This window comes from Brucella pseudogrignonensis (genome assembly GCF_032190615.1).
Classification (GTDB): Bacteria; Pseudomonadota; Alphaproteobacteria; order Rhizobiales; family Rhizobiaceae; genus Brucella; species Brucella pseudogrignonensis_B.
In genome coordinates this window covers 1,185,896-1,209,460 of sequence record NZ_JAVLAT010000002.1, presented here as the reverse complement: position 1 = coordinate 1,209,460, position 23,565 = coordinate 1,185,896, and the positions used below count along the sequence as shown (strand labels likewise).

The following is a 23,565-nucleotide window of genomic DNA, read 5'->3' as shown; positions in this document are numbered from 1 at the left end:
ACTTAGATAACTTTCAATACGATTAACACGCTAAAAACACTAATAGTGGTGTTTCCATTCTGATCTGGTATAGATCACTGATTCTGATCAGATTACCAAAATATAACAAAAACTACATCGTCGAAAGGTAATCCCCCCGTTTTAACGGGGCTCGTCAGTAGAGTTCACGCGGCCATTTTCAGTTTCTGTGCGGGCATTACGCCGCCGATGCCCATAGTTGTAGGTCTATAGCCATTGTGTAGCGAATTCCTGAGCCTCTTCGATGCTTTCAATGATGTGCTGGTCTAGCCATTCGTGTCGAACGGTGCGATTGTAGCGCTCGACATACGCATTCTGTTGTGGTTTGCCGGGTTGGATATGGCTCAAGGCGATGCCTTGGTTGGCAGCCCATTCCATCAGTTTGCCACTGACGTATTTCGGCCCATAGCATGTTGGGAATGATACGCCGTTGAAGGTTATGGCCGCCTGCGCAGCTTCTAAAAATTGCGCAGCAGACGGCCATAACCGGGTCTCAGGTCTCTATAGTGGTTTTGCGAACCACACCACAGAGGAGACCGGCTATGGCCAAGATTGAGCATACTTCGGATGCCCGTGTTCTGGTAGGCATCGACATTTCCAAACACCGGCACGAGGTACTGATCGCGGTCCCGGCCAAGACGCGCCGGCGGCGCCTTACGATCACAAATAGCACCGATGACTTCCAGCGACTGATTGGGATCTTGCGGGAATACAACATGCCTGTCCGCGTCGGTTTTGAGGCCACCGGCAATTATCATCGCGTGCTGATGTATCACCTCGGCATTGCCGGCTTCGACCTGAAGCTCGTGTCCTCGATCGCCCTTGCCCGCACTCGTGAGGCCCTGCACAACAGCTAGGACAAGAACGATCCGAAGGATGCCCAGGTCATCTTGCACATGTTGCAGATCGGCGCGGTGCAGATATTCCAGGACCCGATGGTGGCTGGCACAAACGACATACAGGAATTATCCAAGACCCATGATGCGGTGTCGCGCGCCAAGACGGAGCTCTGGCATCGCATCCTGACCCACTACCTACCACTCTATTTTCCGGAAGCCGACCGGTTCCATCGCAGCTCGCGCACGGATTGGTTCCTGGCGTTTCTCGAGATGTTCCCCTCTCCGCACATGATCAGCGCCATGACCAAGGAGCAATTCATCGAGGCCGCTTGGGCGGTAGTTGGACGCAAGGTGGAGAAGTCACTCATGTTATCAGATATTTACGAGACAGCGAAGGCGTCTGCCGGGTTGCCTGTCTCGCCGGGTTCAGATGCGATCCGTATGTTCCGCATGATGCTGGCCGAGGGGAGAAGTCTGATCCGTCAGCGCAACGCCATCGAAGATCGTGCTGTCGAACTACTCGGTGGTCAGCCCGATTATCAGTTATTGCGCACCATTCCCGGCATCGGACCTATCAATGCTCTGACCGTGCTGGCTGAGACGGGTGATTTGCGGCGCTTCCGCCATCACCGCCAATTTCTGAAGTTCTGCGGCATGGATCTGGCCACGGTTCAATCCGGAATGTTCCGGGGTCGAAGCAAGATCTCCAAATATGGAAATGCCCGATTGCGCCGCACTTTGTGGCTGGCAGGGCAGACTGCGGTCCTGAAGAGGACCAACAGTTTTCGAGACAAATTCGAGCGCTATATCGCGCAGGATCGCTACAACCTAGATTTGCGCCGCAAAGCTTATACTGCCATCGCCGCAAAAATGGCCCGCACCATTCACGCTGTGATTAAAACCGGCGAACCCTATCGCCCCTTCTTCGAAGGGACGAGCCCAGGCGGAAGGACCCCTCTCTGTAGAGCCGTGGAGGCAGGTTCCTGACCTCGTAGATAATGTTCGGGCCTTCCGCTTGGGATTTAGGATCTCGTCTTAAGGACGGTGAGGGCGGCAGCAAGACCGACCCTGTATTTGCTATGGAAGAGACCACATCTTGACAGCGGAGCCCGCTTGGGCAACTATTTTAAGGGTACCCAGTCGCTCGGATGCCCCGTGATCTGACGCCCTCAATCGCGTTTTGCTCCTAAGCTAGGACGTTGTCAACACGAATTGCGAATGGTTTGCCGCACCATTCGATGATCTGGTTGAGGCTGCGGATGACGCGTTCGGCAGGCAGCAAGAAGTCTACCTCAATGCCCAAACCTTCGCGGTTGAAGTCGTCTAGGACGTTCAGCAGCCGGAATTGCCTTCCATCCTTCAGCCGGTCGGCCATGAAATCGCTGCCTTCCGCTTAACGAAGGATGGCAAGGATTTGCAGTTCGCTGAATCTGCTCGTCTTCATCAAAATCTCCTCGATCATATAGCCCGAGAAAATTCTACTTTTGAAGCCCGTTAATTGCCGGGGGGACTGCCCGCTGGGCGGAGTTGCTCCCCTGGATTGAACTTTCCTTGACTCGTTTTCTTAGACCCCATAACCTTTGACTTTAGCGGATGCCACCCAAGTATTGCAGCTTATCATGCCTTAGTTGGAGGATACCTCTACTGTCGCAGGGCCGTCCAAAATGAGGTGAAAAACGCTTTTGTCAGAATGAGATGGATGAGAAGGCAGATGCTAGATGCAGTTTGATTATTACTTTTCAATAGGGGTTAATTGTGAGGGGGCCTTTCAGATTCGTCGTGTACTTGGCCGAGATAGTTCGTGTTTTTTTAGTTGGAATGTGACCAAGTTTGACGCTCTCATTTCTCTTCTGAGCGACAGCTTCGAAGGTACCCTTCAACTTAAGAATCTCACACCTCGCCCTGGGACTGGGCTGATCTTCGATAGTTCGCACAATTATCTGCTTCACTCTCCCTTTAAAGATAGTGATCCGTGGGAAGGTGAGGCTTTCGAAAATACCTTTGCATCGCTTCAAAGCAAGTTTCGCTATTTGATCGACAAGTTTTACCGTATCGCACTGAGTGGCGACTCAGTGGTATATTTCTACCGTACAGAGGAAGATGGAGCTCAAGAAAAATCGAAGGCCGTGGTCCAACTGCTGAGTAAAATTCATAAAGCAGATAATTTTCGATTCGTCGTTCTACAGAAGGAGGCTTTCAAGGAGCCCGATTGGGGTATACCTCTTATCCATAATCGTTATTTGAAGCGTTTCGCGCCGTGGAACGACGCTACAGATGGGCATGTTGCGTCATGGGATCGCGTCTTGGCATCTTTTCCACTTGCCCGCGACGCGCTACGCTTGTCCGGATTTGACAAGGTTTCTGATTCGATGAACGAAGACGAATGAAAGCATTCCTGACTGCTTGGGCTAAGGATAAGAAATGATTGGAGTTTATGGGGCGGGTGGCTTCATCGGCAAGCACCTAACCGAGCGTCTTGCTCGAGAAGGTCGCAATGTGCGTGCTGTTCTACGTCATACGGATAACGATCTTCTTGATCTAGGGAAGGGCAACGTTGATATTATTAACGCCGATCTGATGGACCCTTTAGCTATGGCGTCGTCGCTCGATGGTATCAATACTGTGGTTCAACTGATCAGTTCGTCGAGTCCGGGACTTGGCAACCACTACATGATCGCTGATGTGACCTCCAACATCATTCCCCACATTGAGTTCATGAATAGCTGTATCGCAGCGGGTGTGAAGCGCTATATTTTTGTATCTTCGGGTGGGACAGTGTATGGACCTACCCGAATTTGCCCCATACCAGAAGACCATCCGACCAATCCTATTAGTTCACACGGACTCACTAAACTCACTACCGAGAAGTATTTGCAAATGCAGGGGTATGTGAGCGGTCTGGACTATGTGATCTTAAGGGTTGCGAATGCCTATGGACCTGGTCAGACCTACCGCAAAGGACAAGGGCTGATCCCCTCCGTTCTTGAACATCATGGCCGTGATGAAGCTATTCAGATTATTGGTGATGGGCTAGCACGACGCGACTACGTTTTTGTCGACGATGTCGTTGATGCCTGCGTTGCGGCTATTGATGTCTCCGGTCCACAGCAACAGGTATTTAATATCGGCAGTGGAGAATCCCGATCAGTTCTGGAAGTCCTAGATTCGATGGAGACAGTTCTAGGAGTGGGGTTTAGACGCGAATTCGTGGAGAAACGTCGTACCGATGTTGATATCAACCAACTCGATATCGCTAAGGCAAGGCGCATGCTTGATTGGCATCCGCAGACGACGTTTATTGAGGGGTTAACACAGATGTTGTCAGGCATTCATTTTTAACTGCCCTGCTTCCAATTTCGAGTGCCACCTATCTTTGGGCAGACACTTCGTATCTTATTGTACTTTCTGGAGTTGCCCCTTAAAAACCTAAAAAGTCCGGCTTTTACTGGGTAACTCCATGGAGGGGCAATCAGCCGACTATGGCATCAATGATAAAGATAACTAAATGTCCGGTTGATTAAATAGACAAAAATCAAAAGACTGGTGGAGTGCTCCCCATTTCACCGGAAAAGTCGGCTAGCTTGATTTAGAGCCTTTCTGCTTATGCCGACTTTTCCGGTCGAAATGGGGTGCAGTTCAATATCAAACCGTGTTCAATAAGTGTCTCGAACAAATCCAAATTAACACATGGTCGATGGGTAAGCTGGTTGAGGCTAGGAAAAGCCTGAATACTGGGCCTACCTAGTTCCCACAAGTCACAACTTCACTCTTGGTGGCCATGCGAGAGAAAAATCTTCAGCGTTCAGTGTCAGATTGGGATTATAGGCAGGATCAGCGAATGTATCAGTGTTCCAGCGCTTCCTCATGTAATCAATCTCGCTTTGAAAGCGTTGTATCTTTTCCATGTTATCCTCCAGTCCCCGAGAAGCGGATTCATGATGATATAGTTCGGCATATGGGGTCCAGATATTGCGATAGCCCGCTTCGCGTAGTTTCAAACACAAATCAACATCATTGAAAGCTACAGCCAGATCGTTTTCGTTCAAGCCTCCGACTGCCTCGAAGCTACTTTTTCGGATAACCAAACATGCTGCTGTAACGGCCGTCATTGTCTGAATGAGTTCTGCGCGAGCGAAGTAGCCCGGCTGCCCCTGCGGTAGGCATCGATGGGCATGACAGGCGACTCCACCAAGACCAACGATGACCCCTCCATGCTGAAGCGTATCGTTTGGATACCAAAGACGTGCGCCAACTGCACCAACTCCGGGCAAGGCTGCGAGAGAGAGCATTTCTTCAAGCCAGCCGGGCGTGATTACTTCGATATCGTTATTAACCAAGCCGATGAATTCTCCCTCGGCAAGTTTAACTGCCGCATTGTTCAATGCGGAATAATTGAACGGTCGCTCATCGCGTACGATTTTGATCTGTTTCTCTTTCGCCAGTTTTTTCAGATAAGATAGCGTATCCGGGTCATCAGTATTGTTGTCGATGATGATTATTTCATAATTTTGGTAAGTAGTCCGCTCAAGAATGCTTGAAATGCATTGGTGTAAAAGTTGAAACGAATTGCGGGTAGGGATAATGAGGCTGATCATAGGTGCTGGGTTTGGCAGGGCATAGCTGACCCGAAAGCCATGCGCAGTATGCTGCACATCTGCCGTTATATTCTGGCGCTTAAGATGGTCCTCCAGCGCACGTCGTCCTGCTTTGATGATATTATCCTTGTTATCATACGACCATGCCGTGCTTTGGCCGCTAGCACGCCAATGATAAAGTACGTGTGGAATATGTAAAATCTGCTCTGAACGCAGCAACTCAATGAAGCGCAGTGCTAAATCGTAATCTTGAGATCCATTATAGTCCGAACGGAAGCCGCCAAGTAGATTGAAAATGTCTTTGCGATAGACACCGAGATGACTGACCATGTTGCAAGATAGAAATAAATCAGGGTTCCAATCGCTCTTGAAATGTGGATCGAAGTGCGCCCCTGAGGCGTCGAACTTGTCCTCGTCGGAATAGATTAGCGCAGCATCAGGATACATATCGATGACGCGGGCAATATGAAACAAGGCGTCTTCGGACAACAGATCATCCTGACCCATCAAGGCCAAAAACGTGCCATCAGCCAAAGAAACTGCGCTGTTTGACGCTTCTGCTATGTGGCCGCTTGTTTCCCGCAATACGACATTGATACGCGAATCATTGTTTTGCATATTTTGAAGGGCAGACCGCACTTTAGGGTCGCTTGAACAATCATCCGCAATACACAACTGCCAGTGAGGATACAATTGCTGCTTGACCGATTCAACCGCTTCTTTGAGCCAATCAAGATCGGGATTATAGACCGGCATAATGATTGAGATCATCGGGGGCTGGTCCATTTCACCGATCATAGTTCTGATCCGAGCACGCAAATCTGGAGTTATAGTGCTATAACGCAGGAGCCACTCCGGGTAGCCTTTCGTCTCGGATGCGATTTGGAACAGCCGCTCCCGTGTACCTCGCCAGCCCTTTCGCTTAAATGCGGAAAAAGCCAGTTGGCTGGAAGCCGCGAGTCCGCCTCTTTTATGCACGGCCTCTCGGAAATCATTGCAGAGTTGCTTGATCTGTTTTAAAAAATGACCAATCCGACGATAAGGTGATGTCATTCGCCAACTCGTCGACATTTGTATAGCTTCAAGGTGTTCTAAATTTCTATTAAATTTATTTTTTGATTCATTCAACTTATTCTTAAGTATAAACTTAGTATGTTCTGATTTGGACAGTTTCTTTTGTATTTCGTCGCGGACATCTTCCGTGGTTGTAATTTTCCTCTGAAGATCTTTAATGCAGTCCTCTGCCTCAACGGCACGCATTTTCGCACTTTCTAGCTCACTGCGTACTTTCCGAACTTCAACATGTACGCTCCTGACTTCCGCGAGTTTCTCAGCGAGTTCTTCATGTATTGGTGATGCTCGCGCGGTCCATTCATTGTCACTCTGGTCGGTTTTGAGCTGAATCTCACCATGTCTTTCTAGAATGTTAGGAGCTACAGTTGCAGTTTTTCCAAGGATAATACGCTTACCTAAAGTGTTATTTTCGGCAGATTTTTTGTATATGACGCACATAGAGTTGACGAACTCTATCGAATGAATTGAAGCTAGCGCTTCCTCATCTAGATTTAATTCATATTTGTTTATGAATCCATCAAACAGTGACTTGCGCGACTTTGCGACGCCCCAATGTTCATGATTGATAATATCAACTAGATTTTTGAAGAAAGATATTGAGGAGTGGGGATGGAATAAACCACCTTCGAAATCCTTCCAATAGCTACAATGAAGATCTTCAACGATATAGATACCACCGTTCACTATATTCTTAAAATAAAGCGAAAAAGATTTTATTATGTCAGAGGATTTATGCGACCCATCGTCTATAATAATATCAAAACTCTTCGACAGTGCGGTTACGGATTGATAGGTTTTCTCCGAATTGGCGTCACCGACGACCACATGAATGCGATCATCTATATAGTTGAGATTGCGGCAGCATTCATTAATATCGCAACCAACGAAAATCTCGCCCTTTGCGAAATAGCGACTCCATATTTCCAGTGAGCCGCCGTTCTGGATTCCAATTTCTAATAATCTTACGTTTTCTCTTCTAGAATTTGTAAAAATATGATCATATTTTTTGAGATATATTGTCCATTTGTCAGAAACCTTTCCTGAGTGTTCATTATACATTTGGCTCAAATTTTTCTTTTTCATTTTTTAGACCATTACTATTTATACCATAATTATACTTATAAAATCTTTATTAGGTAGTAAAATACAAATTAATTCTCTTATGTACAAGAAAAACAGGGATTGCATATGTGATAATTTTAATTATCCAATTAATTTTTCTCCTTAATTTTAGCCTAGATGGTAGCTTTCGTCTATTGAATTTACAACGGAGAATATGGCAAATTGATGCTCGAATAAACAGTACAAATGTCTTATAAAGCGAGTTTACGAGCTAACGCTATTGGCTGGTGTGACGAAGTTAGGTAGGGGTATCTGCACTTTTTAAAATGAGGGGCCGGTGCATAAATGCGTAAATAATGTTTTGACGTTAGATTAATGTATTGGATGGTATACCTCAAAAACTGAAAACGCTTCGATAACTTAGAGAGATGGCAATTGAAAATCGTGGTCACAGGTATTGGTTACGTCGGGCTTTCCAATGCTATTTTATTAGCTCAGCATCATGAGGTCGTTGCCTTGGATATTTCCGAGGACAAGGTCAAGATGATCAACGCGCGACAGGCACCGATCATTGACACCGAAGCGCAGGATTATCTTCAAAACAAGTTGCTGAATCTGCGCGCAACGACCAATAAGCGCGAGGCCTATGAAGGGGCTAGTTTCGTCATTGTCGCCACGCCGACAGATTATGATTCGCAAGCTAATTTCTTCAACACAAGTTCGGTTGAAGCTGTAATTCGTGACGTTATCAACATTAACCCTGATGCCACCATCATTGTGAAATCAACAGTGCCTGTGGGGTTCACCGAGAGTATTTCCCAGCGCCTAAACAAACGAATTATCTTTTCGCCTGAATTTCTGCGTGAGGGCAGTGCCTTGTATGACAATCTTTATCCATCACGTATTGTAGTTGGTGAAAAGTCGGCGCGTGCGGAGAAATTTGCGGCCCTACTGGTAGAGGGCGCCAAGAAAAAAGACGTGCCTGTTCTTTTGACCGGTCCGACAGAAGCGGAAGCAATTAAGCTTTTCGCGAATACTTATCTCGCCATGCGTGTCGCCTATTTTAACGAACTGGATACCTATGCGGTCACGCATAATCTCGATTCACGTCAGATCATTGAGGGAGTTGGCCTTGACCCACGTATTGGCCAGCACTACAATAATCCATCTTTCGGATATGGTGGCTATTGTTTACCCAAAGATACGAAGCAGCTTCTCGCCAATTATAGCGATGTCCCACAAAATCTTATTCAGGCTATCGTTGCGACCAATTCTACTCGCAAAGATTTTATTGCTGGTGATATCCTAAGGCGAATGCCAAAGACTGTTGGTATTTATCGGTTGATCATGAAAGCTGGTTCAGACAACTTCCGCTTTTCTAGCATTCAAGGCATTATGAAACGCATAAAAGCAAAAGGCATAGAGGTTGTTGTCTATGAACCGGTGTTAAAGGACGATCAATTTTTCGGGTCAAGAGTGATCACCGAATTAGATAGCTTCAAGAAAATATCCGACGTGATCGTCGCTAATAGATTGACGGTAGATTTGCAGGATGTACTGCCGAAAGTATATACGCGTGATCTTTATGGCGAGGATTGAGCACTGTGGGTGTTCCGTTGCCCTGTTGTACAATAGCCGATGCCCACATTCAGAGGTGGCTCGGGAAATCTGCACAGCTAGGATAAGTGGAATTTCTGCCTGACTTCGGCTTAGATGCCAGGAACAGGAGATACCATGACGAGACGACCGCGCCGGAACCACAGCCCGGCTTTCAAGGCAAAAGTGGCGCTTGCTGCGATCCGAGGTGAGCAGACACTGGTGGAATTATCCCAGCAGTTCGACGTGCATGCCAATCAGATCAAGCAGTGGAAAGACCAGCTTCTTGAGGGTGCGACAGGCGTTTTCGGTGATGAAGCGAAGGCGGAACCGGCCGGACCGAGCATCGATGTGAAAACGCTTCACGCCAAGATCGGCGAACTGACCTTGGAGAACGATTTTTTGTCCGGTGCGCTCGGCAAGGCGGGATTGCTGGGCGGAAAGAAATGATCGACCGCAAGCACAAGCTGTCGGTCGTGAGGCAGGCCAGGCTCCTCGGCTTCAGCCGTGGCAGCGTCTACTATTCGCCGCGTCCAGTATCTGATGGCGATCTTGCCCTGATGCGCCGGATCGACGAGCTGCATCTCGAATATCCGTTCGCGGGAAGTCGGATGTTGCAAGGGCTTTTGAAGGGGGAAGGCCTGGAAACTGGGCGGCTGCACGTCGCCACGCTGATGAAGAAGATGGGTATCGAGGCGATCTATCGTCGCCCGAACACGTCAAAACCAGCGCCAGGTCACAAAATCTATCCCTACCTCCTGCGCAAGCTGGCGGTTACCCAGCCCAATCAGGTATGGGCGATGGACCTGACCTATATCCCCATGGCGCGTGGTTTTGTCTATCTCTGCGCCGTCGTGGACTGGTTCAGCCGTCGGGTTCTGTCGTGGCGATTATCGATCACGATGAAGGCGGACTTCTGTATCGAAGCGGTCGAGGAAGCGCTGGCTCGCTATGGAAAGCCGGACATATTCAACACCGATCAGGGATCGCAGTTCACATCCATCGACTTCACGGCGGTGCTGAAGAAAGCTGAGATTGCGATCTCGATGGACGGCAAGGGCGCGTGGCGGGACAATGTCTTCGTCGAACGGCTTTGGCGGTCGATCAAATACGAAGAGGTCTACCTCCACGCCTACAAGACCGTGTCCGAGGCCCGCGCGGGGATCGGTCGTTATCTGAACTTTTACAATACTCGACGTCCACATTCATCTCTTGACCGGCAGACGCCGGATCAGGCTTACTTCAACGCGCTGGCACCGATGATGGTGGCGGCATAATCGAGGCGGAAATCCACTTAGCAAAACGCCCGAAACTGTTCAGACAAACCGAACCACTTCTGAAGTTGTTGGCGCATTCGCTAAGTCTGATGATTGCGACGAGGTGGTGCTATCCAAAATAGGCAGGAAGAATCTCCTGTGGGCTTCCATCCATCTTGACCTTCCCATGTTCCAGCCAAATAATTCTATTGCAGTTTTTCGCTAATAGAGCCTTGGAATGGCTCGCAAGGACAAGAATATGTGTTGAATCAACTAATTCCTTCATACGGTGGTTGGCGCGCTCTTTAAAATCTTCGTCGCCCGTGGAGAGCCATTCATCCATAATCAGAATTTCAGGGCGTACTGCCGTTGATGTGGCAAAGGCCAATCGCATCTTCATACCGGACGAGTAAGTGCGAAAAGGAACATCGAGAAAATCACCTAATCCGGAAAATTCCTCAATTTCTTTAATGTTCTGTGCGAGTTGCTTGGGGTGAATGCCCATCATTGCAGAACGTAGGCGAATGTTTTCACGACCTGTAGCTTCCGGGTCAATCCCCAAGTTGATATTGATGAGAGAGACACATTTGCCTTGAATGATGGCGTGCCCTTGGGTTGGGGTATAAATTCCTGAAAGAACGCGAAGCAAAGTTGTTTTCCCGGAACCATTATGGCCTATGAGACCAACCCTGTCGCTGTCACGTAAGGTGATAGAGATATTTTCCAGTCCCCGGACGATGACTAATCCATCGCCACGGCGCTCGACGCTGCCACCCGTGGCGATGTTGAGTACTCTGTTCTTTAAGGATCGGTTCGAAGCGTTGTAAATCGGAAACTCAACGCTAACATTTTCAAGTTTTATCAAACTCATCTTATAGCCAATATGGAATACGCCAGCGATATTTACCGAAAAACACAAGCGCGAGCAACCAACCTATGATCGCGAGGCCGATTGCAAACAGCCAACTAGCAATGGCCGGGGGGGCACCAAATAAAGGCGCGCGAATGAGCTGCAGCAAGTGGTAGAAGGGGTTTAGTTCAAAAATTAACCTGGACGCGCTTTCCGGTAGAATTTTAACTGTCCAGATAATGGGGGTTAGATAAAAGCAAATTTGGAGAATGTTGGTTACAATCTGTGTCATGTCGCGAAAACGGCAACAAAGTGTTGCCAAAATTAGCATGACCCAAGCTAGGTTCAAACATACGAGAAACAGACCTGGCGCTATTAAGAGAACATAAAAATTAAAACTCTGTCCTAGAATGAGGTAAAGTACAGGAAAAATCAGTATATTATGGAAAAATACGATTATATTCTTCCATAATGTGCGCAAAATATGTGTAAAAAAAGGTAGTTTTACTTGGAGTATTATACCTGACGCCCCACTGAATGTGGTGCATCCTTCAGATAGCGATGAGGAAATCAGACCCCAAACAATAACCCCTGAACAGATATGAGGCAGATATTCGGGTATATTTGATCGAAAAAGTGTCCCGAAAATCATTCCCAGCGCACCAATATACACTGCCATATTGATGGTGAGCCAGAAAGCCCCGAGTCGGGAGCGTCGATAACGTTGAGCGACATCCTGCCACCCAAAAATCATCGCAATACGATACGCGACCAGCGCATCCGAAATATCCCCGATTGCAGTTCTAATTCCGGCTAAAGGTCTAGTAATCATTACGTCTTCTTCTTGAACGCTGGTGCTCTCTTTAAGAGCCTGGCTTGCCATTTGTCACCTTTGCGGAAATGGTATGCTGTCACGATTGACCGCTTCTCTGCTAATTTCCAGTCTGCATTTTAAATGGGTAATGACGAATGCGCTTTGCAAAGTCAATGCGCCATTAAACGACTGAATATATTTAAATTAAGGCTTTGGAAATCTGAGTGGCTATTTGTAATGGAATCAGCAATTTAAAATAGTTTAATTTTATGGGAGGTAAAGAATATGATAGCTGATCGTAGAAACTGATGAATATGCCACAGTCCCTTTTTGGCGGCGTTGCCTCCCCTGTGAATAATTTTCACTGAAGGAACATAGGCTATGCGGCCTAAGCATGCTGCCCTCAGCGATATATCAAAATCTTCAAAATATAGCATGTAGCGTTGATCGAAACCTTTCAGTCTGCAAAAAATATCCCCTCGGAAAAACATGAAACATCCGCTAACGATGGGCGGATCCCAAAATACTATCTGTTTAATTTGACGACGCATCTCATATTGCTCAAGACGTCCCCGAAATATTTCTTGGATTGGGCGCGGCGCGAAGCCTCGGATGAGCAGGTCGAAAAGGTTTGGATACTGTTTGCATAAAAATTGCGTGCTCCCATCTGGATAAGTTGCAGCGGGAGTGAGCAAAATGCAGTCGACGTGCTGTTCCATAAACGCGAAGCATTCCCATAAAGTAGATGCGGATAATTCAACGTCAGGATTAAGTACCAGGTGGTATCTTCCAATGCCTCTGTCCAACGCTAAATTGTTAGCGCGACCGAAGCCAATGTTGCCTTGACCATATATGATTTCGGTGGGAATGGCTTGGAAAGCTATATGGTTGCTTACCGAGATAGCAGGCGTGGGTGAATTATCCACTATATAAAGTTTAAAACGCTTCTCACCTGAAAATATCCTGACTGCTGTCGCTAGGGTATCTAACGTTTTCATCAAGATATCCCGATCAGGCTCATATAGGACGATACAAATCGAAATGTCTGGCGCCATTCTATGATTCCCTCAGCGAGAGTGATTTTTACCTGTCTAGTTTTTCCATTTGTCCTGTCAATCCATGCCAAATCCCAAGTGACATCATCTTCGAATGTTGCAATCGCGGCGAGGTCATCAGACTGTAAAAGGCGAATTTCCGCAAAAGGCGAAACCCATCGACGATTTTCCAGTTATGGCGCAACCAACCCTGACGATAGAGCCACACCGCGTTTCGGAAGTGGTAGTAGTGCCGGAGTGGGCTATGAACGGGGATATAGCGGCCTTGAAAATAGACTGGTTCGTCACCTAGTTGATGTTGCATTAAGGCACCGCAGACGCCGAAGGATTGAAACCCCTGTTTTTGCGCGCGTAGTCCCCATTCAATATCGACATAATCGATGAAAAGCTCCTCTTTCATAGCGCCGACGATCTTGATCGTGTCGAGAGGGATGAGGCAACCTGACGCGATCAGATAATCGACTTCAACAACGCAATCCTTCGTCTCGCAGGTTTGACGAATAATGCGGTAGCCTTTGATCTGGATGAAAGGGACGGGGATTTTCTGTCGTGGGTCGTCGTAGCGCGGGCCGACGCAGGCGAGTTTTATGCCTTTCTTGCGTTTCATTTTGGCGACTTCTACAAGTATGTCGACCATATTGAGAGATGGAATACTGTCTTGATCAAGTAGAAGCACATAGTCCGCACCAAGGGTACTTGCCCGTGCGATACCAATATTCTGCGCTTTTGCAATTCCGAAATTCTCACTAAGTGGAATCAGTTCAATCTCTGCCCGCTCGGCAAATAGGGCCCCGAAATCTATTCGAGAGCCATTGTCCACGATTAGCAGGTGTTGCACTTGAGGGGCGACGGCATCAATCAATTTATTTAACTGCTCAATATCTGGATTGAAAGTGACAACAATGCCAGTCACAATACCTGCGGTATTATCATTTTGTTCGTTGGTGCTAATCATTAAGTATTTCTACTATCACTCGTTGTTCAGGGCATCGTAGTGGATGGATATTGCGAAAAAAGCTTGTATGCAACGTCGCTTTATAATTTGGGTCGCCAAACCGCGGTCAAAATGTTAGGGCAGTGACAAATTCTAGTGTTGTTAAAGGGAAGCATATGAAGGGCATAATCTTGGCTGGAGGGAGCGGTACACGACTCTATCCTCTCACAATAGCCGTTTCCAAACAAATTCTCCCGATTTACGACAAACCAATGATCTATTACCCGCTAAGCGTTCTTATGCTCGCGGGGATTCAGGATATCCTAATCATTTCGACCCCGCATGACTTACCTCTATTTCAGAAGTTGCTCGGTGATGGCCACGAGTTCGGAGTGAATTTCTCTTATGCAGAACAGGCGCATCCGAACGGTCTGGCTGAAGCTTTCATCATCGGCAGAGAATTCATTGGCAATGACAGCGTAGCCATGATTCTTGGCGACAACATTTATTTTGGTGACGGTCTTTCGAAACTGTCTCAGCTCTCCTCTCGGCCAATGAAGGGGGGGACTGTTTTTGCTTATCGTGTCGATGATCCGGAACGCTATGGCGTGGTGGAATTTGATAGCAAGACAGGTTTGGCAGTCTCGATTGAGGAGAAGCCGGAAAAGCCGAAATCCCATTGGGCTGTTACTGGGCTTTATTTCTATGACAATCAAGTGGTCGATATCGCACGCTCGATCAAACCATCGGCTCGAGGCGAGCTTGAGATCACCACGGTGAATAACGTTTATCTCGAGCGTGGTGAATTGAACGTTCAGCGTTTCGGACGCGGATATGCTTGGCTGGATACCGGGACGCATGACAGCTTACATGAAGCGTCATCGTTTGTTCAGACCATTGAAAAGCGTCAGGGCATTAAGATCGCTTGCCCAGAAGAAATCGGCCTGGATAAGGGTTGGCTAAACAGTGAAGCAGTGCTTGAGCGCGCAGCTAAACTCGGCAAAACTGAATATGCAGCTTACCTGCGCCGACGTGTTGATGAGTTAGGAAAAGATTGATGGAAGCCCGTTCGTTAGATTTAGACGGTGTTTTTGAGATCAGCCCACGTAAATTCGGTGATGATCGTGGCTTTTTCTCCGAGACCTATAATGCGAATTCATTCAGTGAAGCCGGTATCGAACTGACTTTCGTTCAAGACAATCATTCTTTTTCGGCTGCCAAGGGTGTTGTTCGTGGACTCCATTATCAGTTGCCACCGTTTGCGCAGGACAAGCTGGTTCATGTCACGCGCGGGGCAATTCTGGATGTTGCGGTCGATATCCGAAAAAGCTCTCCTACGTTCGGTAAGTGGGTTGCGCTGGAAATCTCGGCTGAGAAGTGGAACCAGATTCTGGTGCCGAAGGGCTTCGCACATGGCTTCATGACGCTCGTGGAGAACACTGAAGTTATCTACAAGGTAACGAATTATTATTCTCCCGAGCATGACCGCTCGATCCGGTTTGACGATCCGGCAATTGGTATCGATTGGCCAATCGCATCTTCAGACGTCCAGCTTTCTGAGAAGGATCAGAAGGCCCCGCTTTTTGCGGACGCAGAAGTTTTTGCTTGAGGAAATGATATGAATATTCTTGTTACCGGTGGTGCAGGGTTCATTGGTTCGGCCGTCTGCCGTCATCTGGCTACTGATCCCAAGGTCAATGTAATCAATCTCGACAAACTGACCTATGCGGGGAATCTGGCCTCACTGCGCCAGATTGAAAACCATCCGAATTACGGCTTTCTCCAAGCTGATATTTGTGATGACACTCGCGTTCTGGATGCTTTACGTGCCCACGAAATCGATGTGATTATGCATCTGGCGGCGGAAAGTCATGTCGACCGTTCAATTGATGGTCCGGGTGCATTCATCGAGACGAATATTGTCGGAACGTTCCGACTGCTCAATGCGGCTCTTGCTTACTGGCGGGAACTGCCGGAGCCGCGCAAATCGAGCTTCCGTTTCCACCATATTTCAACCGATGAAGTGTTTGGCGATTTGCCGTTTGATAGCGGTATTTTCACGGAAGAAACATCTTATAAGCCGTCGTCGCCATATTCGGCTTCGAAAGCAGCGTCCGATCACCTGGTGCGTGCCTGGCATGAGACCTATGGCCTACCGGTTGTGCTGTCCAATTGCTCGAACAATTATGGTCCCTTCCACTTCCCAGAGAAGTTGATCCCGCTCGTTATTCTCAATGCGCTCGATGAAAAGCCGCTGCCGGTTTATGGGGCAGGGGCGAATGTGCGAGACTGGCTCTATGTTGAGGATCATGCGCGTGCTCTGACACTGGTTGCGACCACGGGCAAGCTCGGCGCAAGCTACAATATCGGTGGGCGTGCAGAGCGCACTAATCTGAATGTCGTAGAAACGATCTGCTCCATTCTCGACAAGAAGCGACGTCGCGCAAACGGCAAGAGCTATGCCGATCTGATAACTTTCGTGACAGATCGTCCCGGCCACGACCGCCGCTATGCGATTGACGCATCGAAGATTGAACGCGAATTGGGCTGGAAGCCGCAGGAAACCTTCGAGACGGGATTGGAAAAAACCATTCAATGGTATCTCGATAATGCATGGTGGTGGGAGCCTATCCGCAGCGGAACCTATGCTGGTGAGCGACTGGGCAGTGCGCCAGAAAAAGAGGTTAAGGCATGAAAATCCTCGTTACCGGGCGGGAAGGGCAGGTTGTCCAGAGCCTTCTTGAGAAGGCAGATCAACGATCCGATCTGGAGGTGATTGCGCTGGGCCGCCCGGAACTGGATCTGACAAAGCCTGATACCGTGCGCAGTGCCATTGCGGCAATCAAGCCCGACCTCGTCATATCCGCCGCCGCCTACACGGCGGTGGATTTGGCCGAGGATGAGCGGGAACTTGCCTTTGCGGTGAATGCCACTGGCGCGCAAGCAGTTGCCGAAGCGGCAAAGGCCTGTGGTGCTCCTATCATCCACATATCGACGGATTATGTTTTTGCGGGTGATGCCAGGAAACCATATGCCGAAACGGATAGCACTGGACCTCGCAGTGTTTATGGTAATTCCAAGCTTGAAGGCGAGCGTCTGGTTGCGCAAGTCAATCCACGCCACATCATTTTGCGGACGGCGTGGGTCTATAGCCCCTTTGGCAAGAATTTCGTCAAGACGATGTTGAAGCTTGCGGAGACGCGCGATGAGCTCTCTGTCGTTTCTGACCAATGGGGAAACCCGACCAGCGCGCTCGACATCGCTGATGCAGTTATCCAGGTGGCGGATCATTTAGCGGCAACGCCAGACTTCTCCGCTTATGGTGTTTATCATCTGGTCGGTACGGGCGATACGAACTGGAGCGGCTTTGCACGCGCCATATTCGGTGAAAGTGCCAAGCTTGGTGGACCAACTGCGACTGTCACGGATATTGCGACAGCCGACTATCCGACCAAGGCAGCACGTCCCGCGAATTCGCGCCTGTTGACTGCGAAATTACAGCAGGTATTCGACTGGTCTGCACCGCATTGGCAGTCGTCATTGCGCGATGTGGTGGCAAGGCTGGTTTAGCGTTTTAACGTGAGAATTTTTAATGTGGCATCGCTCAACGGGCGGTGCCACGTTTTTGTGTCGAGCGGAAATAATTTTCGCCTCTGCCTGCCCCTTGACGCCGTGCACCAACTGTAGCACAAACCTATGACACATTTGGCGAATATGAAAAAATGATTTATTGAAATCATTGAGGAATTTGGCTTGGCGGGAATCCAGGCTTTTAAGAGAAAGCTGCGGGATGTATTTAACTATGTGAGAGGAGCACTGTTCGTTTCACATTTTGTATCGACTGCTCTAAAGTCAATTTACTTCATATACGCGTAGGTTTTTCAAATGACTTGGCGGGGGAGAATGAAGGCTCTGTAAAGAGAGAATCGTTAGCTCCGTTGGACGCGTGCGATTTCACGCAAATCCTCGACGTTTATTGTCTTGAGAATCTCGGCCCCGGTGTAAGCAATGTTTCATCGAAGAACGCCGCTCCGGGTCGAGCAGATCTGCAAACTGCTTCAGATTTCTATGACAAGTTATAATGACGGGACTGCCAAGCACAACGACGTGGATCGCCTATCTGCTCGTGAACGAATTGATATTGCTTTTGAAAAATGAGGTTCGCCAGATTGCTTAGTGAGGCTTTCCAGATCTATTTCGTAAGGAATGTCTGGCAACAGTTGCAGCGAGAAGGCTTAAATTTGTCGCTGCCTCGTGCAAAGACTCGTGAGAGTGATAAATATTCAGGGCAACATTCTGGCCAATCCTTTTAAAACCACCGCGTCGTATAGATCTGCGCAATGTCCAATCCACTGTATAAGTCGACACCTCAAGGCACCGGACATTGGTGCTGGGGCGTTTCTATTTCATAGCGGGTCAACTGTGAGCGTCCGGTGAGTGGATTTTGCTAATGGCGCCATTTGGGCGATGTTCTGGCATTAGAACCAGCATTGGTGCTGACATTAATACCAGAACTTAGAGGTTGGCATGGCTCGCATGGAAATTATTTCGGGCGTTGAGCGAAGACGGCGATGGTCTAAAGCAGCCAAGCTGGAGATATTGGCTGAAGCGGATCAGCCAGGCGTGCGTATTGGGGATGTTGCCCGCCGCCATGATATTTACCCTGCCCAGATCCGTTTATGGCGCAGAGTACTCAGTCCATTCGATGCACCCTCATCATTCATCCGTGTGCAACTGCTTGATGAGGAAGCACTGGAGCGGTCGCTTCCGACCGAGCCGAGACGCGTATCTATCGAGATTGTGCTGCGCAACGGTCGAGGTTTGAAAGTTCCTTCTGATATTGAGCGGAAGACACTGGCATCGTTGATCGCCTGTGTGGAAGCATCATGATCGGGCCTTCAGGAAATGTACGGGTCTATCTGGCTTGCGGGGTGACTGTCATTAAGCATGGAATAAGGACCCCATTTGAGGGGTTATCGGCATCCAAACGGGGGTCTGACTCATTCTCGATGATGTTTTGGGTTCTATTAGCTTGGTTTCTGAAGGAGAATCAGTGCCATGCGAGCCCAGTTTCGACTTTCCGATCTGATCCCTGCCGAGTTGACCGTGGAGGCTGTACATCAAAGATCCGATGCAATCGTCGTTTCGGCATATGGTCAGTCGCGCGATTGCCGATGCCCCGAATGCGGTACGACCTCCCGTCGTGTTCATAGTCGCTATCTTCGGATAATTTGCGATCTGCCGTGTGCAGGCCGGAGGATCGAACTGCATCTGACCGTCCGACGCTTCGTCTGTAGTGCCAACCAATGCCGCCGAAAGATTTTCGCGGAACGTTTCGGTGACAACATAGTCCGACCTCTGGCGCGCCGGACAGCACGCCTGGACAACTTGGTGCACCATCTGGCTTTGGCATTGGGTGGTCGCCCAGCGGCACGGTTCGCAAATCGTCTCGGGTTTCCGGTTAGCAACGACACGCTGCTTCGAACCGTTCGCCGGTATGATCGGCCGCCTCCACCACCGCCGAGTGTTATCGGCATCGATGACTGGGCGTGGCGTCGCAATCACCAATATGGCACAATCATTTGCGACCTTGAGCGGCGAAAAACAATCGCCTTGCTCCCCGACCGGGAAGCGGCGACTGCCAAGGCCTGGCTAATCCAGCAGCCGCAGATCGAGATCGTCGCACGCGATCGCGGTGGCGGCTATGCGCAGGCTACTTCACAAGCCCTGCCACATGCGGATCAAGTCGCCGACCGCTGGCATCTGATGGAAAATGCCAGCCACGCCTTTCTCGACGCCGTGCGCAAGTCGATGCGACAGGTCCGCATGGCAGTCGGCACAGCAACCGTAAATCCCAAGCTTCTGACTGCTGCCGAGCGGCTACAATACGAGGGATATCTGCGACGCGAAGAGGCAAACTCTGTCATTCGTGGGCTCGTCGACGAAGGCGTGCCTATCAAGGAAATTGTACGCAGAACCGGACACAGCCGAAAGCTGGTTCGCAGCGTTGTTCGTGGTCAACGAACCGACATCTTCCGGGTCCGGCACACTTCGCTCGAACCACACCTGCCGTGGCTTGAAGCGCAAAGGGATGCCGGATCACGAAACGGCGCTGAACTCTGGCGGCAGCTTCGCTTGGCCGGGTTTGGTGGCGGTCTTCGTGTCGTTACAGAATGGGCGACACGACGAAGGCGAGCCGAAAAAGCCGAAAACGGGCTCGGCCACGCGCCGGCAGCACGCACCATCGTCCGCCTGATGACACTTGAACGCAACAAATTGACCAAGGCTCAAGCGATGACGGTTGCTGCAATCGAGGAGCGATTACCGGACCTTGTCGAGGCTAGAGATATCATCGAGAGCTTTCACAACATGCTGCGCAGCAAGTCCAGGGGTGATCTGGAAGCATGGCTCGACCGCGCGGCAAGAAGTCTAGTCGCATCATTCGCCAATGGCATTATCCGCGACAGAGCAGCGGTTCAAAACGCAATAATTTCAATATGGTCGAACGGCCAGACAGAGGGCCAGATCACGAAACTGAAACTCATCAAGCGTCAGATGTACGGCCGCGGGAAACTCGATTTGCTTGAGGCACGTATTGTAGGAGCGCCCTGATGTCATCGAGATTGCGTCAGAGCCCCGTTTAAACGCCGATTGACATACCACGCTTAAATAGTTTGCTTCGTTCAACAACCGTAGCCATCTGAAGCACAGCGTAATTATTCCGACGACGATAGCTGAAAATGGATGCCGGTAGACTAATGAAAAGCCTTTTTATTGATTAGATAGCAATAATGAAGAGAACTGGTAATTTTGTTTTTCTAAAAAGAAAATCATAATAAAATCCGATCAAAAAAGTGTTTTGTTATGGCCATAACGGAGTAAATATATTATATTTAAGACTTAGATGCATGTTTGATTTTTTGTTCGAGATTGGAATTCAAACCATAATCAATTTTTTATTTGAAGATAAAGACAATTATTTTGCGTATATATTTGTGTGTAATAAAAATAATTATTTTCTTTATTAGTAATTTATTTCAAAGTGATGGTCGAATCCATTCGACAGACACCCCCTCCGCCATAAGTCGCTCTTAAGCGCTTGTTTTCCTTAAAATTAATGACTTAGCATGTAGTTTTGATACATAAGCCGGTTGTAGCGTGTCGCTCGTTCCTGACATTTTGACGCTGGTTATTAGACTAATCAAGATTTTTAAGCGGCCTTTAAAGGCAGTCTAAAAGCGGCTTTAAGGCCCTCTTACGGCCTTTTGAGAATCATCCGCCATAGTAGGCAGCTTTGAAAGTTTGCCATGCATAGGCCGCAGCCAGACTGACGACTCCTTTACCGGCTCAATAGCGAGCGAAACGCTTGGCTTTGTTTAAACATATTTTGACGTTTACGGAAACGTCAAAGTCGGTTAAGGTGATCGCGGAATTGAAGCGCTTTCTTTGATCTTTGAACAATTAGTGCTTTAAATTGAGCAAAAATGGCTATTTTTTCGAGTTTTAGGCCCCATTTTTGTGAAGAGGATATGCTGTCACGCATTTGAGCGTTCCGTGTGACACAGTGCACATAGGTAACGTTTTACATGCGGGTGGGAGCCTGTGCCGCTTGATGCGGAGCTGATTTGGTAAATGCTTTGGAGGATTTCGATGCCGAGTTATCGCGCGCCAGTTGAGGATACAAATTTCGTTCTCAATGACGTTCTGAATTATCAGCGTTACAATAATTTGCCGGGTTTTGCCGATGCATCACCCGATGTCGTCGAAGCGATCCTGTCCGAAGGCGCGAAGCTTGCGGAGGGTACGCTGTTTCCGGTCAATCATACCGGCGATCAGGAAGGTTGTGCCCGCGCATCCGATGGTTCGGTGAAGACGCCAAAGGGTTTCAAAGCAGCCTATGATCAGTATCGCGAGGGTGGCTGGCTTGGTCTTGCGGTTCCAGAGCAATATGGCGGGCAGGGGCTTCCATATCTGCTGCATACAGCCGTTGGCGAATATATGTCATCTGCCAATATGGCGCTCACCATGTATCCGGGGCTGACACAGGGCGCTATTGCTGCGATCCTTACCCATGGTACGGATGAGCAGAAAGAAACATATCTGCCAAAGATGGTCGAAGGCACATGGACCGGCACCATGAACCTGACCGAGCCGCATTGCGGCACGGATCTGGGTCTTTTGCGCACGAGCGCAACGCCGCAGGACGATGGTTCCTACAAGATTTCCGGCCAGAAGATTTTCATCTCTGCTGGCGAACATGACATGTCGGAAAATATCATCCATCTGGTGTTGGCTCGTATTGACGGTGCACCTGAAGGCGTGAAAGGTATTTCGCTGTTCATCGTACCGAAGTTCGTCCTGGATGCCGATGGGAATCCTGGCGAACGCAATGGCGTGTCCTGTGGCTCCATCGAAGAAAAGATGGGTATCCATGGCAATGCAACCTGTGTGATGAACTATGACGATGCGACCGGCTTCCTGATCGGCGAGGCCCATAAGGGTCTACGCGCCATGTTCACCATGATGAATGAAGCGCGTCTTGGCGTGGCTTTGCAGGGTCTTTCGATTGCGGAAACCGCTTATCAGAACGCTGCGATCTATGCGCGTGAGCGTATTCAGGGCCGTGCCCTTTCAGGTGCAGCAGCACCTGACAAGAAGGCAGACCCGATCATCGTACACCCCGATATCCGCCGTAACCTTATGAATATCCGCGCCTTCAATGAAGCCGGTCGCGCGCTTATCCTCTGGACTGCGTTGAACTCCGATATTGCCCATCGTTCCGGCGATGAAGCAGAGCGTCAGGCTGCAGACGATCTCGTTGGCCTGCTTACACCTGTGCTGAAAGGCGTTCTGACCGACAAGGGTTTTGAACATGCTGTCATGGCGCAGCAGGTGTTTGGCGGTCACGGCTATATCGAAGAACATGGCATGAGCCAATACGTGCGCGATGCGCGTATTGCTATGATCTATGAAGGTGCTAACGGCATTCAGGCACTTGATCTGGTTGGCCGCAAGCTGGCGCTGAATGGTGGTCGTGCGATCACGGCTTTCTTCAAGGAAGTGGGTGAGTTCTGCGAAACCAATCGCGAAAATGAAAAGCTCTCATTTTTCACAAAGCATCTGAAGAAGGGCGTCAACGATCTTCAGGCCGCAACCATGTGGCTGATGCAGAACGCGATGGCAAAGCCAGACAATGCGGGTGCAGCATCGAATGATTACATGCATCTGTTTGGTCTGGTGGCGCTTGGTTACATGTGGGCGCGGATGGCAAAGGTTGCCGAAGAAAAGCTGGCTGCGGGCGAGGGCAACAAGGCTTATCTTGAAGCAAAGCTTGTCACGGCTCGCTACTATTTCGAGCGGATCATGCCGGAAAGTGTGGCTCATCTCGCGCGCATACAGTCGGGTGCAGAGAGCATGATGGCGCTTAACGCAGACGCATTTTGAGTTAGAGATCAGGCTACGTTTTCGAACT

At 49.0% G+C, this 23,565-nt stretch carries 16 protein-coding genes and 3 pseudogenes; 12 read left to right on the top strand and 7 right to left on the bottom strand.

What is annotated here, in order from left to right:
- Positions 1-164: 164 nt before the first annotated feature.
- A pseudogene (locus RI570_RS16895) lies at positions 165-423 on the bottom strand (integrase core domain-containing protein); the annotation flags it as partial.
- A 137-nt stretch (positions 424-560) separates the two neighbouring features.
- Here RI570_RS16895 and RI570_RS16890 point away from each other — a divergent pair.
- Positions 561-1,844: pseudogene (locus RI570_RS16890) on the top strand (IS110 family transposase).
- 211 nt (positions 1,845-2,055) lie between these two features.
- Here RI570_RS16890 and RI570_RS16885 read toward each other — a convergent pair.
- Positions 2,056-2,238: pseudogene (locus RI570_RS16885) on the bottom strand (IS3 family transposase); the annotation flags it as partial.
- Positions 2,239-2,575: 337 nt separating this feature from the next.
- Here RI570_RS16885 and RI570_RS16880 point away from each other — a divergent pair.
- The gene (locus RI570_RS16880; protein ID WP_313829789.1) at positions 2,576-3,244 is read left to right on the top strand and encodes a DUF1796 family putative cysteine peptidase; all 669 of its coding nucleotides are present in this window, start codon (positions 2,576-2,578) and stop codon (positions 3,242-3,244) included.
- Positions 3,245-3,278: 34 nt separating this feature from the next.
- On the top strand, positions 3,279-4,196 hold the full coding sequence (locus RI570_RS16875) for an NAD-dependent epimerase/dehydratase family protein (protein WP_313829788.1): 918 nt from the start codon (positions 3,279-3,281) through the stop codon (positions 4,194-4,196).
- 416 nt (positions 4,197-4,612) lie between these two features.
- On the opposite strand, the gene RI570_RS16870 is transcribed toward RI570_RS16875, so the two are convergent.
- Positions 4,613-7,609, bottom strand: a complete 2,997-nt coding sequence (locus RI570_RS16870; RefSeq protein ID WP_313829787.1) for a glycosyltransferase — start codon at positions 7,607-7,609, stop codon at positions 4,613-4,615.
- Between the two features lie 423 nt (positions 7,610-8,032).
- Between RI570_RS16870 and RI570_RS16865 the strand changes: the two genes are divergently transcribed.
- Together RI570_RS16865 and RI570_RS16860 are read left to right on the top strand one after the other, a co-directional pair.
- Positions 8,033-9,187 (top strand): nucleotide sugar dehydrogenase, encoded by a 1,155-nt coding sequence (locus tag RI570_RS16865; RefSeq protein ID WP_409558701.1) that lies wholly within the window; start codon positions 8,033-8,035, stop codon positions 9,185-9,187.
- A gap of 135 nt (positions 9,188-9,322) precedes the next feature.
- Positions 9,323-10,461 (top strand): IS3 family transposase gene (locus tag RI570_RS16860; protein ID WP_313829784.1). Its coding sequence is split into 2 segments (ribosomal slippage): positions 9,323-9,581 and positions 9,581-10,461, totalling 1,140 coding nucleotides; the frame shifts between segments, so codons are not numbered across the junction.
- A 109-nt stretch (positions 10,462-10,570) separates the two neighbouring features.
- Here RI570_RS16860 and RI570_RS16855 read toward each other — a convergent pair.
- The 4 genes from RI570_RS16855 to RI570_RS16840 all read right to left on the bottom strand — a co-directional run bounded on the left by RI570_RS16855 (position 10,571) and on the right by RI570_RS16840 (position 14,114).
- Positions 10,571-11,311, bottom strand: coding sequence for an ABC transporter ATP-binding protein (locus RI570_RS16855; RefSeq protein WP_313829783.1), 741 nt, complete (start codon positions 11,309-11,311; stop codon positions 10,571-10,573).
- A 1-nt stretch (position 11,312) separates the two neighbouring features.
- Positions 11,313-12,173, bottom strand: coding sequence for an ABC transporter permease (locus tag RI570_RS16850; RefSeq protein ID WP_313829782.1), 861 nt, complete (start codon positions 12,171-12,173; stop codon positions 11,313-11,315).
- Between the two features lie 182 nt (positions 12,174-12,355).
- Positions 12,356-13,159, bottom strand: coding sequence for a glycosyltransferase (locus tag RI570_RS16845; protein ID WP_313829781.1), 804 nt, complete (start codon positions 13,157-13,159; stop codon positions 12,356-12,358).
- Between the two features lie 28 nt (positions 13,160-13,187).
- On the bottom strand, positions 13,188-14,114 hold the full coding sequence (locus tag RI570_RS16840) for a glycosyltransferase family 2 protein (protein WP_313829780.1): 927 nt from the start codon (positions 14,112-14,114) through the stop codon (positions 13,188-13,190).
- Between the two features lie 155 nt (positions 14,115-14,269).
- On the opposite strand from RI570_RS16840, the gene rfbA reads away from it, so the two are divergent.
- The 7 genes from rfbA (at position 14,270) to RI570_RS16805 (ending at position 23,537) form a co-directional block, all read left to right on the top strand.
- Positions 14,270-15,151 carry a glucose-1-phosphate thymidylyltransferase RfbA gene (rfbA, locus tag RI570_RS16835; RefSeq protein ID WP_313829779.1) on the top strand — a complete coding sequence of 294 codons (882 nt, stop codon included), beginning with the start codon at positions 14,270-14,272 and terminating at the stop codon, positions 15,149-15,151.
- A complete protein-coding gene (gene rfbC, locus RI570_RS16830) occupies positions 15,151-15,702 on the top strand; it encodes a dTDP-4-dehydrorhamnose 3,5-epimerase (RefSeq protein ID WP_313829778.1) in 552 nt (183 codons plus the stop codon). Before rfbA ends, rfbC begins: the two co-directional genes overlap by 1 nt.
- 9 nt (positions 15,703-15,711) lie before the next feature.
- Positions 15,712-16,788, top strand: a complete 1,077-nt coding sequence (gene rfbB, locus RI570_RS16825) for a dTDP-glucose 4,6-dehydratase (RefSeq protein WP_313829777.1) — start codon at positions 15,712-15,714, stop codon at positions 16,786-16,788.
- The gene (gene rfbD, locus RI570_RS16820; RefSeq protein WP_313829776.1) at positions 16,785-17,663 is read left to right on the top strand and encodes a dTDP-4-dehydrorhamnose reductase; all 879 of its coding nucleotides are present in this window, start codon (positions 16,785-16,787) and stop codon (positions 17,661-17,663) included. Before rfbB ends, rfbD begins: the two co-directional genes overlap by 4 nt.
- 957 nt (positions 17,664-18,620) lie before the next feature.
- Positions 18,621-18,983: an IS66-like element accessory protein TnpA gene (gene tnpA / locus RI570_RS16815; RefSeq protein ID WP_313829775.1), complete on the top strand. Its 363-nt coding sequence runs from the start codon at positions 18,621-18,623 to the stop codon at positions 18,981-18,983.
- Between the two features lie 168 nt (positions 18,984-19,151).
- The gene (locus RI570_RS16810; RefSeq protein WP_313829774.1) at positions 19,152-20,705 is read left to right on the top strand and encodes an ISL3 family transposase; all 1,554 of its coding nucleotides are present in this window, start codon (positions 19,152-19,154) and stop codon (positions 20,703-20,705) included.
- Between the two features lie 1,038 nt (positions 20,706-21,743).
- A complete protein-coding gene (locus RI570_RS16805) occupies positions 21,744-23,537 on the top strand; it encodes an acyl-CoA dehydrogenase C-terminal domain-containing protein (RefSeq protein WP_313829773.1) in 1,794 nt (597 codons plus the stop codon).
- The last annotated feature ends 28 nt before the right edge of the window (positions 23,538-23,565 follow it).